The sequence below is a fragment of the Rhodococcus sp. IEGM 1381 genome, from assembly GCF_030056795.1.
Classification (GTDB): Bacteria; Actinomycetota; Actinomycetes; order Mycobacteriales; family Mycobacteriaceae; genus Rhodococcoides.
This window is the reverse complement of record NZ_JASHKQ010000001.1, coordinates 548,332-564,227: the sequence shown is the minus strand read 5'-3', so window position 1 is coordinate 564,227 and position 15,896 is coordinate 548,332. Positions and strand designations below refer to the sequence as shown.

The window sequence follows — 15,896 nt, the reverse complement described above, 5'->3', positions numbered from 1 at the left end:
TGCACCGATGGGATTCGTCCACAGGCAGCCGAGCGTCAATCGCATATTGGTCCCGAATTCATCCTCACGACACCACGCGAGGCGACCAGCGGATCGAACCGTCCGTGCACAGATTGCACAGGACCTATTAATACTTCTGTTTTCTCCTTGAAAGAACTTCTTTGAAAACAGGTGTTGGGGAACGATCCGTTCACAGGCCCGAAGAGATCACCCGAATCCCACGCACGGCGCGAACCTCGAGCTTTCGTCTCGGGTTCGGAGGGCATACGGTGTGCTTGCGCTGGATGTGCCACACTCGTCGTTGCATCGGTTCGAGCCGCAACCATCGAGGTTGTACCGCTCCGGCCGTGAGGACGAACGCCACCGAACGAGAGGAAATGCCGAGCGATGGAGCTTGGAAGTTTGAAGTTTCGCGTTGCTCGTGAAGATTTTTCCGATTCCGTGGCGTGGGTAGCTCGTAGCCTGCCGTCACGGCCGCCCGTTCCCGTTCTCGGTGGAGTTCTTCTTGCCGCCGACGAGCAGGGGCTGACGGTTTCCGGATTCGACTACGAGGTCTCCGCTCAGGTCAAAGTCTCTGCCGAGGTCGCCACGGCAGGCCGAGTTCTGGTGTCGGGCAAGCTACTTGCCGATATCACCAAGTCGCTGCCGAACAAGCCGGTCGACGTCACAGTCGACGGAACCCGCGTTCTGGTCAACTGCGGAAGCGCCAAGTTCTCTCTGCCGACGATGCCGGTGGAGGACTATCCGCAGCTCCCCGAGTTGCCCAGCAACACCGGGTCGCTGGCCGGTGATGTCTTCTCCGAGGCAATTGCCCAGGTCGCGATTGCGGCGGGCAAGGACGACACGCTTCCCATGCTCACCGGTATCCGCGTCGAGATCGACGGCACCAACGTCGTTCTCGCTGCCACCGACCGTTTCCGGTTGGCGGTTCGTGAAGTGGAATGGACTCCCGCCGGGGCCGACACCACCACCGCGGTGCTCATCCCGGCCAAGACGTTGTCCGAGTCGGCAAAAACTCTGGGCGGCAACGCCGGCTCACCGGTCGAACTGGCTCTCGGTTCCGGTTCGTCCATCGGTAGCGACGGCCTGCTCGGCATCGTCAGCGACGGGCGCCGCACCACCACCCGACTGCTCGACGCCGAATTCCCGAAGTTCCGTCAACTGCTGCCGGCCGAACACACTGCGGTGGCGACGCTCGAGATCGCGTCGCTGATCGAGGCAATCAAGCGTGTGGCTCTCGTTGCCGAGCGTGGCGCGCAGGTCCGCCTGGAATTCAACTCCGACGGCGTATTGCTGTCCGCAGGTGGCGACGACGCAGGTCGCGCCGAGGAGGCACTGCCGGCCGACTTCCAGGGCGAGGCACTGACCATTGCCTTCAACCCGGGATACCTCATCGACGGGTTGTCCTCGCTGCACAGCGAGAAGGTGACGTTCGGATTTACGACGCCGAGCCGCCCTGCAGTGCTGCGTCCGACGTCGGACCAAGAACTGGTGGCCGACGACGCAGGTAAGTTCGCGGCACCGCAATCCGAATACACGTATCTGCTGATGCCCGTCAGGCTGCCGGGCTGATCCTGCCTGGTTACTGTTGAACCCGCGGGAACTTTCGCACCTGACACAGACAAGGACGCGTCATCATGCAGCTGGGCTTGGTCGGTCTCGGAAAAATGGGCTTCAACATGCGCGAGCGGTTGCGCGAGCACGGTCACGAGGTCATCGGCTACGACCCTCGGCCGGAGGTGACGGACACCCCGTCGTTGGCCGGTCTGGCTCAGGCGTTGACGGCACCGCGGGTGGTGTGGGTGATGGTTCCGTCCGGCCAGATCACCCGCGATACCATCACCGGCCTGGCGGATGTCCTCGAGCCGGGCGATCTGGTGATCGACGGTGGAAACTCACGATTCACCGATGACAAGCCCAACGCAGAGTTGTTGGACGCCAAAGGAATCGGCTACATCGATGCCGGTGTATCCGGTGGTGTGTGGGGCTTGAAGAACGGCTACGGCCTGATGGTCGGCGGTCAAGACGAGCACGTCGCCCACGCGATGCCGATTTTCGACGCCTTGCGTCCGGAAGGTGAACGCGCGGACGGATTTGTGCACGCCGGCCCGGTCGGCGCAGGTCACTACTCGAAGATGGTGCACAACGGCATCGAATACGGATTGATGCAGGCATACGCCGAGGGCTACGAAATCCTCGAAGCCGAAGAGCTCGTGCAGGACGTGCAAGGTGTGTTGCGGGCGTGGAGCAAGGGCACGGTCGTGCGGTCCTGGTTGCTCGATTTGTTGGTCGAGGCGCTCGGTCAGGATCCGGAATTCAGTGAGATCTCCGGATACACCGAGGACTCCGGTGAGGGTCGTTGGACCGTCGAGGAAGCCATCCGTCACGCCGTGCCCGCTCCGGTGATCTCCGCCGCGCTGTTTGCGAGATTTGCTTCGCGACAAGAGGATTCGCCGGCCATGAAGGCCGTCTCGGCTTTGCGGAATCAATTCGGTGGGCATGCGGTCAAGAAGGCAGACGCCGACGAGACCCTGCGCGCACCGGCCCCGAAACACGAGTAAGTGTTCGTCCGGTCTCTGCAGCTATACGACTTCCGATCCTGGGACGACGTCACCGTCGACCTGGGACCGGGCTCGACCGTGTTCGTGGGACCGAACGGACACGGCAAGACCAACCTGCTCGAGTCGCTCAACTATCTGTCGACGTTGTCCTCGCACCGCGTGTCGACGGACGCTCCGATGATTCGAGCGGGCGCCGCCAAGGCGTTCGTGGGGTGCGCCGTGGTCAATCACGGTCGTGAGCTGATCATCGACGTGGAGCTGCTCGAGGGCAAGGCCAACAAGGCTCGGATGAATCGCTCGCCGCTGCGACGACCGCGGGAGATTCTGGGTGTGTTGCAGAGTGTGCTGTTCGCTCCCGAAGATCTGTCGCTCGTACGTGGGGATCCCGGCGAACGACGACGGTATCTGGACGAACTGCTCACCAGTCGGATTCCTCGAATGGCCACTGTCCGTGCCGATTACGACAAGGTTCTGCGTCAGCGCTCAGCACTGCTCAAGACGGCCGGCGGATCGTTGCGTCGAGGATCGTCATCGAGCGACGGAGCAAGTGCGCTCGCCACCCTCGATGTCTGGGACGGGCATCTCGCGGCGCACGGAGCTCGATTGCTCGCTGCCAGAATAGGTTTGGTGCACGAGCTGATGCCTTTCGTACAGCAGGCCTATGGCTCCATCGCGCCGGAATCGCGCCCGGCAACACTGTCGTATCGCTGCAGTCTTGCCGAAGCATTACCGCCGGAATTCTCCGACGCCGGCCGAGCCCCGCTACCGGACGACGTCGATGTACTGGAAGCTGCTTTTCTGCACCAACTCTCGGTGATGAGGCAGCGAGAAATCGAACGTGGCGTGTGTCTGGTGGGGCCTCATCGGGACGATGTGGAATTGATGCTCGGTGACCAGCCGGCCAAAGGGTTTGCCAGCCATGGTGAATCGTGGTCGTATGCTCTGTCGTTGCGGCTGGGATCCTTCGGTCTGTTGCGCGAGGACGGCACAGATCCCGTGCTGATGCTCGATGATGTGTTCGCCGAACTCGACCGAAAGAGGCGTGCTGCGTTGGCGACGGTGGCTGCCGGTGCCGAGCAGGTGTTGATCACCGCTGCGGTACCGGAGGACGTACCACCCGAGCTCGACGCTCGTCGCTATGGCGTCGAAGCACAACAGAACTCGGATTCCGGTGCGGCAGGGCGTATCTCGCGTATCACGGATCTGGCGGCCACCATCGACACCGCACGCGAGGAGAGCGAGGTTCGATGAACGACGACGAAGGAGCATCTGCAGACAAGGGTGAGACGCCGGAGTTGAAGGGCGTCGATCTTGCCCGTCGTGCCCTCGAGGACGCGCGCGCCGCGGCCAAGGCCAGTGGTAAGTCGGTGGGGCAAGGGCGCTCGTCTCCGACGGGTGGCGTCCGTGCGCTGCGGGGGCGTCGGCGACGGGGTTGGTCGGGAGCCGGGCCCGACGACCGAGATCCGCAGGCATTCGGCGCGCTCGCCAATTCCATCGCGTCCAAGCGTGGGTGGTCGGCCAAGGTGTCCGAAGGTGCTGTGTTGGGGCGGTGGGCCAGCGTCGTCGGTGAGGACATCTCGGCGCACGCGGAACCCACCGCGCTCAAGGACGGAGTGCTCAGTATCTCCGCCGAGTCGACGGCATGGGCGACGCAGCTGAGGCTGATGCAGTCGCAGATTCTGGCGAAGATCGCCGCGGCGGTAGGCCACGGTGTGGTGACCTCACTTCGAATCACTGGTCCGACCACGCAGAGCTGGCGGAAAGGTGAACGTCACGTGCGCGGTCGGGGTCCGCGAGACACCTACGGATAGTGATTGTTCCCAAAGTCGGTTTGTCGTACCCGCTGGTCCACGTGCTCCTCAACAGATGTTGAGTGCAGTGTTGCTGTGAGACTATCTGTGTGCGTAGCGTGATTCGGAACACGCGACGGTCGGGGGACCGAATACTGTTACACGCGGCCATCGGACGAGGAGAAGTTGTGTCTGCACCTACGAAGAAGGCGTCGACAACGGCTGTCGACGTCGATGGAACCCCCGAAGACAGAGTGGTCCTGCACGCTCGGAACGTCGAGTTCGATTGGGAAACTCTGCCGCTGCACTATATGGACGGCAATCCGCTGGCCACGCACCTGATCAACGTGATGCACCTGCTTCTGCCTGAGGGCGAGGAGTGGTTCGTGCGCACGTTCAAGGAGGCGTTGCCGCTGATTCACGACGATCAGCTGCGCGACGACGTGATCGGCTTCATCGGCCAGGAAGCCATGCACGCGCAGGCCCACACCGAGGTCCACGACCAGCTTCGTGCACACGGCATCGATGTCGATCCGTACGTGGATCAGATGAAGTTCCTGTTCGGCCGCGCTCTCGGTAATCGCTCGGGCCACGGACAGAACAGTCTGGTCGAGCGGCTCGCCCTGATCGCTGCAGCCGAGCACCTGACCGCGTTCCTCGGCGACTGGGTTCTCAATGCGAAGGAGCTCGACCGAGCCGACGTCCATCCGGTGATGCTGGACCTGCTTCGTTGGCACGGTGCCGAGGAAGTCGAGCATCGTTCGGTGGCATACGAGGTGATGCGCTACTTCGATGTCAGGCCGACGCGGCGAATCCGTACCTACGTCGTCATTGCACCCACCCTCGTCTGGTTCTGGACGCGCGGCGTTCGCTACCTGATGAGCCAGGATCCGACGTTGGCTCATCTGTCGCCGAAGCAGCGCACGCCGTCGTTCGGGGAATTCCGACGAGTGGCCAAGTCGGGTCTGTTCCCTACACCGATGTCCATGGTCAAGGCGTCGTTGCGGTACTTCAAGAGCACCTACCATCCGTCCCAGGAAGGCTCGACGGCTCAAGCCGTGCAGTATCTCGCTACCTCTCCGGCGGCGCGGTCCGCTGATCGATGACCAAACGCACGTTGCGGAGCAGGCTCGGCGCAATGGCTCAGAAGGTCGACACGTTTCGAGTAGGTCGTACGATTCCGCAGAATCTGTACGGGCGTGACGAGCCGGATCAGACGGTGTCTCTGGTCACCGACGCCCTCGACAAGTGGTTCGCCCTACTCGACAACGACGGGTACGACGGCTCGTATGCGGCACCTCCGGTCGCGCGCATTCGAGAATTGACGCTGGTCTCCCGGAAAGTGCTCTGCATCGACGAGCAGGTGGTGCAGTTGACCTTCGCCGCGGCCGACGGGTCTGTTCTACCGGCGTGGGCGCCGGGAATGCACTTGGATTTCTACCTTCCGTCCGGTCGTCGACGTCAGTACTCACTGTGCGGCCAGCCGAGCGAGAAGACGTACTCGATCGCAGTGAGACTGGTGCCCGGCGGCGGCGGTGGATCGCCGGAGATGCACGCCCTGACGGTGGGCACACAGGTGTCGATTCGGGGGCCGCGCAATGGATTTCCGTTCGTCCCGTCCGAACATGCGGTGTTCGTGGCCGGCGGAATCGGTATCACCGCGATCATCTCGATGGTGCGCAAGGCCCGTGAACTCGGGATGGACTGGCACCTCGTCTACTGCGGCCGCTCGCGTGAGTCGATGCCGTTCCTGGACGAAGTCGCGGGTTGGGATCCGGCACGAGTCACCGTCCGCACCGACGACGTGGACGGGATGCCGTCGAGCATGGATCTGCTCGGGGCCACGGAACCCGGCGGGTCGGTCTACGTATGTGGTCCGCCGCCCATGATCGATCTGGTTCGCGCGTCGTTCGATGCCCTCCCGGCGACCCATCTGCACTTCGAGCGATTCTCGCCGCCGCCGGTGAAGAACGGTACGAACTTCGAGGTGCAGCTCGTCGACTCGGGAGAGATTCTGTCTGTCGGTGCGGAAGAGACTGCGCTGCACGCTATTCGACGCGTCCGGCCCGATATCGCGTACTCGTGTCAACAGGGGTTCTGCGGAACGTGTCGGGTGCGAGTGCTCAGCGGAACACCTCAGCACCGCGAAAACCGCCTCACGTCCGAGGAGCAGAAACACGAGATGTTGATCTGTGTGTCGCGCTCCGACGGCGCACGGATCGTGCTCGATCTGTAGCCGAGTGGCCCGTTTTACCCTTCATCTTTGCCGTCCGATACCGAGAAAATGCGCCTGTGAGGCAATCAGGGGCCTTTTAGGGGTGTCATCGTGCCCACGCTGTCGCAACCAACCAGTACTATGGACCGGTACGACATCAAGCCCGGAACAAACGCATGGAACGCGCACGGCCGAAAGACCGTGCCGACCCTCTGCGGTAGCACCTGATATAGGTGTGAGCGGGGTAGTGGACGCGTAGAAGGAGAACCAGCTAACCGTGGCTGCCCAGAAGTCAGGTAACAGTGAGAACAGCAAGGATTACGGCGCGTCTTCCATCACGGTCCTCGAGGGCCTGGAAGCAGTTCGTAAGAGGCCCGGTATGTACATCGGTTCCACCGGTGAACGAGGCCTGCATCACCTGATCTGGGAGGTCGTCGACAACTCCGTCGACGAGGCCATGGCCGGCTATGCCTCCACTGTCGACGTCACCATCCACGAAGACGGCAGCGTCGAGGTAAAAGACGACGGCCGCGGTATCCCCGTCGCCATGCACTCCTCCGGTGTTCCCACCGTCGAGGTCGTCATGACCCAGCTGCACGCCGGTGGCAAGTTCGACTCCGACTCCTACGCCGTCTCCGGCGGACTGCACGGCGTCGGTATCTCCGTCGTCAACGCCCTGTCCACCAAGGTCGAATTGCAGATCGCGCGTGACGGTCACCGCTACACGCAGACCTACGACTACGCCAAGCCGGGGCCGCTGGAAACCGTCGGCGATACCAAGGACACCGGTACCACGGTGCGATTCTGGGCCGACGGAAAGATCTTCGAGACCCTCGACTACAGCTTCGAGACCGTACACCGCCGGTTGCAGGAGATGGCGTTCCTGAACAAGGGACTGACCATCAACTTCACCGATGAGCGGGTAGCCGTTGCGGCGGTTACCGAGGACGAACTCGGCGAGACTGCCTTGGCTCCGAAATCGGCCTCCGAGGAAGAGGCTGACGCCGTCGAGGCGAAGCCGGCAAAGGCACGTAAACGGACCTATCACTACCCGGACGGTCTGATCGACTTCGTCAAACACATCACCGCCAAAAAGAACCAGACACCAATTCATAAGTCCGTGGTCGGGTTCACCGCCAAGGGTGTCGGCCACGAGGTCGAAATCGCGATGCAGTGGAACGCCGGTTATTCCGAATCCGTGCACACGTTCGCGAACACCATCAACACGCACGAGGGCGGCACCCACGAAGAGGGCTTCCGTACCGCGCTGACGGCCACCGTGAACAAGTACGCCAAGGACAAGAAGCTCGTCAAAGACAAGGACGATAATCTCACCGGCGACGACATCCGCGAGGGCTTGGCCGCAGTCATCTCGGTGCGGGTCGGCGAGCCGCAGTTCGAGGGGCAGACCAAGACAAAGCTCGGCAACACCGAGATTCGGTCGTTCGTTCTCAAAGCCTGCAACGAGCATCTCTCGCACTGGTTCGAGTCCAACCCCGCCGACGCCAAGACGATCATCAACAAGGCCGTGTCGTCAGCACAAGCCCGCTTGGCTGCGCGCAAGGCACGAGAGCTGGTGCGGAAGAAGAGCGCGAACGATATCGGTGGTCTGCCCGGCAAACTGGCCGATTGTCGGTCCAACGATCCGAGCAAATCCGAGATCTACATCGTGGAGGGCGACTCCGCAGGTGGCTCGGCAAAATCAGGTCGCGACTCGATGTTCCAGGCGATCCTGCCGTTGCGCGGAAAGATCATCAACGTCGAGAAGGCTCGCATCGACCGCGTGCTCAAGAACAACGAAGTCCAGTCGATCATCACCGCATTCGGCACCGGCATCCACGATGAGTTCGACATCGCCAAACTCCGCTATCACAAGATCGTGCTGATGGCCGACGCCGACGTCGACGGCCAACACATCTCGACACTGCTGATGACGTTGCTGTTCCGGTTCATGCGTCCGTTGATCGAACACGGCCACGTGTATCTCGCGATGCCGCCGCTGTACAAGCTCAAGTGGAGCCGCGGCGAACCGGATTTCGCGTACTCCGATCGTGAGCGCGACGGACTGCTGGAAGCCGGCATCGCCAACAAGCGCAAGATCAACGTCGAAGACGGCGTTCAGCGCTACAAAGGCCTCGGCGAGATGAACGCCAAGGAACTGTGGGAGACCACCATGGATCCGTCTGTTCGTGTGCTCCGGCTGATCACCCTCGACGATGCTGCTGCCGCCGACGAGCTGTTCAGCGTGCTGATGGGCGAGGACGTGTCCGCACGCCGAAGCTTCATCGCCCGCAACGCGAAAGATGTTCGCTTTCTTGACGTTTAGTCACTTCCCTCCACGCACCGACGAGTTCACTCGGTGCGTGGAGGTGACCGTTTCTCGAGGAGATTTGTATGTCTGACATCACCGAACCGCCGGTAGGACCCCCGCCGGGCTCGACCACCAATGCCGAGGGTGGAGACCGGATCGATCCGGTCGATATCCAGCAGGAAATGCAGCGAAGCTACATCGATTACGCCATGAGCGTCATCGTCGGTCGCGCACTGCCCGAGGTCCGCGACGGTCTCAAGCCGGTGCACCGCCGTGTGTTGTACGCGATGTACGACTCGGGCTTCCGCCCCGACCGCAGTTACGTCAAATCCGCACGCCCCGTTGCCGAAACGATGGGTAACTACCATCCCCACGGCGACACCTCGATCTACGACGCACTGGTGCGTTTGGCCCAGCCGTGGTCGATGCGCTACCCATTGGTCGACGGCCAGGGCAACTTCGGTTCGCGCGGCAACGACGGTGCCGCCGCCATGCGATACACCGAGGCGCGCCTGACCCCGCTCGCGATGGAGATGCTGCGCGACATCGACGAGGAAACCGTCGATTTCATCCCCAACTACGACGGCAAAACCCAAGAGCCGACGGTCCTTCCGTCACGAGTACCCAACCTGTTGATGAACGGCTCCAACGGCATTGCCGTCGGCATGGCCACCAATATCCCTCCGCACAACCTGCGTGAACTCGGCGATGCGGTGTTCTGGGCTCTCGACAACCACGAGGCCGACGAGGAAGCCACCCTGGCGGCCTGCATGGAACGCGTCAAGGGCCCCGACTTCCCCACCCACGGGCTCATCGTCGGTGGCCAGGGGATTCAGGACGCATACGCCACCGGTCGAGGCTCCATCCGCATGCGCGGCGTCGTCGAGATCGAAGAAGACGCGATGGGTCGCACCACGATCGTCATCACGGAATTGCCGTTCCAGGTCAACCCGGACAACATGATTCAGTCGATTCACGAGCAGGTGCGTGACGGCAAGCTCGCCGGAATCTCGAAGATCGACGACGAGTCGTCCGATCGCGTCGGCATGCGCATCGTCGTCACCATCAAGCGGGACGCGGTCGCGAAGGTGGTGCTCAACAACCTCTACAAACACTCGCAGCTGCAGACGAGCTTCGGTGCGAACATGCTATCGATCGTGGACGGCGTGCCGCGCACCCTGCGACTGGATCAGATGATCCGGTACTACGTCACTCATCAACTCGACGTGATCGTTCGACGTACGCGGTACCGGCTGCGGAGGGCAGAGGAGCGCGCCCACATCCTGCGTGGACTCGTCAAGGCGCTCGACGCACTGGATGAGGTCATCGCCCTCATTCGCGCGTCGCAGACAGTGGATGTCGCCAAGCAGGGCTTGATCGACCTACTCGATATCGACGACATCCAGGCACAGGCGATCCTCGACATGCAGCTGCGGCGCCTCGCAGCTCTCGAGCGTCAGAAGATCATCGACGACCTGGCGGAGCTGGAAATAACGATTGCCGATCTGAAGGACATCCTGGCCAAGCCGGAGCGGCAACGGCAGATCGTGCGCGACGAACTTGCCGAGATCGTCGAGAAATTCGGTGACGATCGTCGAACGCGCATCATCGCCGCCGACGGCGACGTCAACGACGAAGACCTGATCGCCCGGGAGAACGTGGTCGTCACGATCACCGAGACCGGATACGCCAAGCGCACCAGAACCGATCTGTACCGCTCGCAGAAGCGCGGCGGTAAGGGCGTCATGGGTGCCGGCCTCAAGCAGGACGACATCGTCAGCAAGTTCTTCGTCTGCTCGACGCACGACTGGATCTTGTTCTTCACCACCAAGGGCCGCGTCTACCGGGCCAAGGCGTACGAACTGCCCGAGGCGAACCGAACGGCTCGCGGACAGCACGTCGCCAACCTGCTGGCGTTCCAGCCCGACGAGCGCATCGCCCAGGTCATCCAGATCAAGACCTACGAGGATGCTCCCTACCTGGTGCTCGCCACCAAGGGCGGTCTCGTCAAGAAGTCACGCCTGACCGATTTCGACTCCAACCGCAGTGGCGGCATCGTGGCGGTCAACCTCCGCGGCGACGACGAGTTGGTCGGCGCAGTCCTGGCGTCCTCCGACGACGATCTGCTGCTCGTCTCGGCACAGGGTCAGTCGATCCGGTTCTCGGCCACCGACGAGGTGCTGCGACCCATGGGCCGCGCGACGTCCGGTGTGCAGGGCATGCGATTCAACGGCGAGGACGAGCTGCTCTCGCTCAACGTCGTCAGTGAGAACAAGTTCTTGCTGGTCGCCACGTCGGGTGGCTACTCCAAGCGCACTGCGATGGAGGACTATCCGCAGCAGGGCCGCGGCGGAAAGGGAGTACTGACAATCCAGTACGACCCCAAGCGTGGCACGCTGGTGGGAGCTCTCATCGTCGACGACGAGGACGAGCTGTATGCCATCACGTCCAGTGGTGGCGTCATTCGGACTGCTGCCAAGCAGGTCCGGAAAGCCGGCCGACAGACCAAGGGCGTGCGGTTGATGAATCTCGGTGAAGGCGACACACTGCTCGCGATCGCGCGCAACGCCGACGAGATCGAACCGGATGCTGTGGGCACCGAAGACGATGCAGCGAAGGAGTCGTAAGTGAGCACTCCCAACCGGCCTGGTAGCAGGCCCGGCCCCAGCGGCGCACCGGACGGCCGCGACGCGCCGCGGGCCGAGCAGCCCGCGCGGCCTGAGGGAGCTCGTCCGGGTAGCCGCCCGCAGCCTGCCGCTCGTCCGGCACCCGCTGCCGGCCGCGGGCCGGCTCCCCAGGGGAACTCCCGCCCGCCGGTGCGTCCGGCACAGGGTGCTCCCAACGGCCCGGCACGACCGACACAGGGCCCGCCCCCGCAGCGGCCGCCTGCACCTCAGGGACCCCCTGCACCTCAGGGACCCCGGCCGCAGGCTCCTTCGGGAGCGACCAACCAGGGCCCGCCCGCTCGGCCGGTTCAGCCCGGTTCCGGCCAGCCCACCGCGGCTCAGCCGGTAAACGGTCAGCCCCCACAGCGACAGGCACCGGCAGGGCCGCCGTCTCGTCCGGCTCCGCCGCGGGGCCCGGCACCCACCGAGGTATCCCACGCACCGGAGAGGTCGGCCGAGGGTGACGGTGACGCGACTCGCGCCAGTCGATCGGTTCCCACGGCTACTCGCGAGCAAGACCACGCCGCTCCGGCCGCCACCCAGGCAATGCCTGCTCAGCCTGCCGAGGGTCCGCAAGGTGGGTCGGGAACGCCGCCGTGGCAGCGTGGTGCCGGTCAGCGTCCGGCACAGCAGGGCACAGAGGACCGTCAGCAGCCGCAGAACCAGCCCCAGAACCAGCCGCAGACCAATCTCTCCGGTCGAGGCGCAGCCCTTCCACCGAATGCCGAGTTCGACCGGTCTGCTCGCACGACCGCCGAGCCCGCTCAGCGTAAGTCCACCGAGGACAAGACCGAACGGCGCGAGGCCGCCAGGTCGAAGGCAGCGGTGATCGACGGACCGACCCGTCATATCGAACGCAAGGATCTGGCAAAGGACATGCCCGATCTGTCCGCTGTCCGGCATCCCGAGCAGAGCCAGGCCGACCGCGCCGCGCCCGCCGCCATCACGGCGGTGCCCAGCGCGGACGGCAACCCACTGCGCGCGACCATTCAGCTTCGCAAGATCGATCCGTGGTCGACGCTGAAGATCGCGCTCGTCATCGCGGTGTCACTGTTCTTCGTCTGGATGGTGGCCGTCGGCCTGCTCTACGCCGTGCTCGACGGTATGGGCGTCTGGGACCGTCTCAACAGTGCTTTCACCGAGATCGTCAACGAATCCGGTGACGGTGGACTCGTCAGCGCCGGACAGGTGTTCGGCTACGCAGCGGTGATCGGTGTGATCAATGTCGTACTCTTCACCGCTCTCACCACCATCGGCGCGTTCATCTACAACCTGTCGTCGGACCTGGTCGGTGGCGTCGAAGTGACACTGGCAGACCGCGACTGACCTGCACAACGAGTGGCCGTATCGGGCCGTTTTGGAAGACAGCGGCCCGATACGGTAATCTCATCCCTCGGTTCGAGGAGAGGAATTCTTCGGCCGAAATCAGTGATGAGGGCCTATAGCTCAGGCGGTTAGAGCGCTTCCCTGATAAGGAAGAGGTCGGAGGTTCAAGTCCTCCTAGGCCCACACCGAACGAACGAAAAGAGGCAGGACGTGAGAATCCTTCTTCTCGTCGCATCGGTGGTGATCGCAGTGCTGACAGTATCGAAGGTGCGCTCGACGCGCAGCTCGGACGGCGTCTGGCACAGTATCTCCACCGGGTGACGATCGCTCGGATCGAACGTGTAATGTTCGTGCACGTTCAACCGCAACACCCGGGGCCTTAGCTCAGTTGGTAGAGCGCTGCCTTTGCAAGGCAGATGTCAGGAGTTCGAATCTCCTAGGCTCCACAACAAAAGGACGTCCACTTTCGTGGGCGTCCTTTTTCGTGTCCGCACCCACACCGGCAGCGCAAGTCCACTCGATGTGCCATTGACCCCCGAAAAGGCCACCAGATGTGACATCGAGTGCCGACGGATCCGAGGCGGGCCGAGCGCGAAGGTTGTGACCGTACCCAAGGGTGCTCGTCGCCGGCGCCCATTTGTCCAGACACTCGGCTGTTCTGTTTCGCAATCGGGGCGTGGTCCCTAGCGTTCTCGGTGTGCAAGAACGTCGGTCCCACGACCGGCGTGAACAGTAGCGACGGCGCACCGCAGGGGGGTGTGCCGTCGCAGCTGTCTCGGCGGACGGTGTTCGCCCCTGCCTCGAATCGATTGTCGGTTCGGGCACCTCGATGTTCGAAGGAGCCCCGCAGATGACACGTGTTCTCGATCATGAAGAGCTGTTGACCGAACTCGACGGCACCCTGGAAGCCAACTTGAATCGCCATCTGTCGATGGCGAAGGAATGGCATCCGCATGACTACGTTCCGTGGGATCTGGGCCGGAATTTCGCGGCGATGGGTGGGGAGGACTGGTCTCTCGAGCAGTCGTCACTGTCGGAACTGGCCCGCACTGCGATGATCACCAATCTGCTCACCGAGGACAATCTGCCGTCGTACCACCGGGGATTGGCAGACAATTTTTCGTTGGACGGTGCCTGGGGCACGTGGGTGGGGCGTTGGACTGCGGAAGAGAATCGCCACGGAATCGTCATGCGCGATTATTTGGTGGTGACACGTGCAGTCGACCCGGTGGAGTTGGAGCGGGCTCGGATGCACCACATGACTGTTGGCGTAGATGCGCCGATGGACGGGGCAAACTTCCTGCATTCGGTTGCGTACGTGACGTTCCAGGAGTTGGCGACTCGGGTGTCGCACCGTAATACGGGGTTGGCGTGTGGCGATCCGGTGGCGGATCGAATGTTGGCTCGTGTTGCTGCGGACGAGAATCTGCACATGATCTTCTATCGGAACCTGGGTGAGGCGTCGTTGGATCTCGTGCCCGATCAAATGGTTCGCGCCATCGCCGATGTCGCAACGGACTTCCAGATGCCTGGCCTGAACATGCCGAATTTCCGCAAGAACGCCATGATTCTGGCCAAGAACGGAATCTACGACCTCCGGCAACATCTGGACGAAGTGCTGATGCCGGTGCTGCGAAAGTGGAATATCTTCGAGCGCAACGATTTCACGGGTGAGGGCGAGCGGGATCGCGATCGGCTGGCCGCATTCGTCGAGGACTTGGAGTCCAAGGCGACCAAGTTCGAGGAGTCCAGGGATCGATTGCTCGCCAGGGAGGCTGCGCGCGCCGAGAAGGCATCCTGACCTGCTGCGTCTCCTCTGCGCAGAATCGTGGTCGCGCCTCGAAGGTGTTAGAGTCCGGGCATCGTTGGGTCATGTGAGGCGATGGCCGTAGTGCGTGGGGAGGGCCGATGGTGCCTGGGGGGTATCAGGTGAGTGGTGTGGTCCGGTTCGGTGAGCGTTGCCACGAGCACGAGCAGGCATCGCCCGACGCAACCGGCACCGACTGGTGAGCAGGCCGAGGTTCGACGAGTCCGGCCGCATGCTCGCGGTATTCGCGGCTGTGACCACCGTCCTGTACGCCGCGAGCGCCGTCGCATCGTGGTCCAATCTTTCCGGCCCCCAGCAGGTTCTGGCGGCGCTGGCCTTGGTCATGGGTCCACTGGCGATCGTGGTTCTGGTGCGGGCGGGTGTGCCGAGCCCCAAACGAGCGGTGGGTTGTGCGACCGCCCTGTCGGTGGTGGGACTCGCATGTGCGTTGGGTAGCAGCGACACCATGCCTGCCTTCTTGATCTGTGTGCAGGCCGCGATGTTCCTCGGAATGCATATCGGCGCCTTCTGGTCCGAGCGCAACGCCGGCATCTGGGTTGCGGTGCTTGCTGTTTCAGCAGTGATCGGTGCCGCGATCGCGCCGTACGGGACACCGTTCATCTCTTATATTCTCGTCGCTCTCGGAATTGTCGGTGCGACCGAGGTGTTCGGCGTCTTCGCACGCCGGATGCGGTATTTCTCGACCCACGACGCATTGACCGGACTTCTCAACCGCTTCGGTTTCGAGTCCAAGATAGAGAAGATGCTTCCGGCCTGCGCCGCCCGTGGACTCTCGGTCAGCCTGGCGGTGCTCGATCTCGACAATTTCAAGGAGATCAACGACGAGTACGGCCACATCGCGGGCGACGTACTCCTGACTCGGGTCTCGAAAGCGTGGAAAGGGCAGCTGACCAAACGAGATGTTCTCGGTCGCCTCGGTGGAGACGAGTTCGTGTTGTTCATGCCCGGGGTCCTCGAGAAAGAAGCCTTGCAGATCATCGATCGGTTGCGCCGTGCCCATCGGGCCGAGTGGAGCGTCGGCCTGGCGTGCATGCCCGCGGGTCGTCGTTGGGGTGAGATCTACCGGGCAGCCGATGCAGATCTCTACCGGGCGAAGCGGAGCAGGCCGCCTCGGACCAGCCGTCCTACCGACCCAGGAGACGGCTTCAGCGGACCGGTTCACAGAATCGCGCGGTGACGTGCACAGGACGCTCATCCCC

Annotated in this window: 11 protein-coding genes and 2 tRNA genes; all 13 read left to right on the top strand. The window is 62.9% G+C overall.

Translation table 11 applies throughout. The features are described 5' to 3' along the window. Positions 1–387: 387 nt before the first annotated feature. The 13 genes from dnaN to QM797_RS02680 all read left to right on the top strand — a co-directional run bounded on the left by dnaN (position 388) and on the right by QM797_RS02680 (position 15,874). A complete protein-coding gene (gene dnaN, locus QM797_RS02740) occupies positions 388–1,572 on the top strand; it encodes a DNA polymerase III subunit beta (RefSeq protein WP_283273590.1) in 1,185 nt (394 codons plus the stop codon). 65 nt (positions 1,573–1,637) lie between these two features. Then, a complete protein-coding gene (gene gnd, locus QM797_RS02735; RefSeq protein ID WP_283273588.1) occupies positions 1,638–2,561 on the top strand; it encodes a phosphogluconate dehydrogenase (NAD(+)-dependent, decarboxylating) in 924 nt (307 codons plus the stop codon). Continuing rightward, positions 2,562–3,812, top strand: coding sequence for a DNA replication/repair protein RecF (recF, locus tag QM797_RS02730; protein WP_283273587.1), 1,251 nt, complete (start codon positions 2,562–2,564; stop codon positions 3,810–3,812). Then, positions 3,809–4,372, top strand: coding sequence for a DUF721 family protein (locus tag QM797_RS02725; protein WP_283273586.1), 564 nt, complete (start codon positions 3,809–3,811; stop codon positions 4,370–4,372). The genes recF and QM797_RS02725 overlap by 4 nt, the downstream gene beginning before the upstream one ends. 167 nt (positions 4,373–4,539) lie before the next feature. Then, positions 4,540–5,457 carry a metal-dependent hydrolase gene (locus QM797_RS02720; protein WP_283273585.1) on the top strand — a complete coding sequence of 306 codons (918 nt, stop codon included), beginning with the start codon at positions 4,540–4,542 and terminating at the stop codon, positions 5,455–5,457. Further along, positions 5,454–6,587 carry a PDR/VanB family oxidoreductase gene (locus QM797_RS02715; RefSeq protein ID WP_283273584.1) on the top strand — a complete coding sequence of 378 codons (1,134 nt, stop codon included), beginning with the start codon at positions 5,454–5,456 and terminating at the stop codon, positions 6,585–6,587. Before QM797_RS02720 ends, QM797_RS02715 begins: the two co-directional genes overlap by 4 nt. A 256-nt stretch (positions 6,588–6,843) precedes the next feature. Continuing rightward, positions 6,844–8,892 (top strand): DNA topoisomerase (ATP-hydrolyzing) subunit B, encoded by a 2,049-nt coding sequence (gyrB, locus tag QM797_RS02710; RefSeq protein WP_283273583.1) that lies wholly within the window; start codon positions 6,844–6,846, stop codon positions 8,890–8,892. A 68-nt stretch (positions 8,893–8,960) separates the two neighbouring features. Beyond that, entirely contained in the window at positions 8,961–11,504 is a 2,544-nt protein-coding gene (gyrA, locus tag QM797_RS02705; RefSeq protein WP_283273582.1) for a DNA gyrase subunit A, read from the top strand. Then, positions 11,505–12,869: a DUF3566 domain-containing protein gene (locus tag QM797_RS02700; protein ID WP_283273581.1), complete on the top strand. Its 1,365-nt coding sequence runs from the start codon at positions 11,505–11,507 to the stop codon at positions 12,867–12,869. 109 nt (positions 12,870–12,978) lie between these two features. Then, positions 12,979–13,052 (top strand) — tRNA-Ile (locus QM797_RS02695). A gap of 190 nt (positions 13,053–13,242) precedes the next feature. Next, positions 13,243–13,315: transfer RNA gene (locus tag QM797_RS02690), tRNA-Ala, on the top strand. 404 nt (positions 13,316–13,719) lie between these two features. Further along, positions 13,720–14,670: an acyl-ACP desaturase gene (locus tag QM797_RS02685; RefSeq protein WP_283273580.1), complete on the top strand. Its 951-nt coding sequence runs from the start codon at positions 13,720–13,722 to the stop codon at positions 14,668–14,670. Between the two features lie 205 nt (positions 14,671–14,875). Next, positions 14,876–15,874: a GGDEF domain-containing protein gene (locus tag QM797_RS02680; protein WP_269601860.1), complete on the top strand. Its 999-nt coding sequence runs from the start codon at positions 14,876–14,878 to the stop codon at positions 15,872–15,874. Positions 15,875–15,896 lie beyond the last annotated feature (22 nt).

Bases quoted from the DNA above. Each gene is read 5' to 3' on its own strand.
- dnaN (WP_283273590.1), top strand. From the start codon at position 388: ATGGAGCTTGGAAGTTTGAAGTTTCGCGTTGCTCGTGAAGATTTTTCC.
- gnd (WP_283273588.1), top strand. From the start codon at position 1,638: ATGCAGCTGGGCTTGGTCGGTCTCGGAAAAATGGGCTTCAACATGCGC.
- QM797_RS02725 (WP_283273586.1), top strand. From the start codon at position 3,809: ATGAACGACGACGAAGGAGCATCTGCAGACAAGGGTGAGACGCCGGAG.
- QM797_RS02715 (WP_283273584.1), top strand. From the start codon at position 5,454: ATGACCAAACGCACGTTGCGGAGCAGGCTCGGCGCAATGGCTCAGAAG.
- gyrA (WP_283273582.1), top strand. From the start codon at position 8,961: ATGTCTGACATCACCGAACCGCCGGTAGGACCCCCGCCGGGCTCGACC.
- QM797_RS02685 (WP_283273580.1), top strand. From the start codon at position 13,720: ATGACACGTGTTCTCGATCATGAAGAGCTGTTGACCGAACTCGACGGC.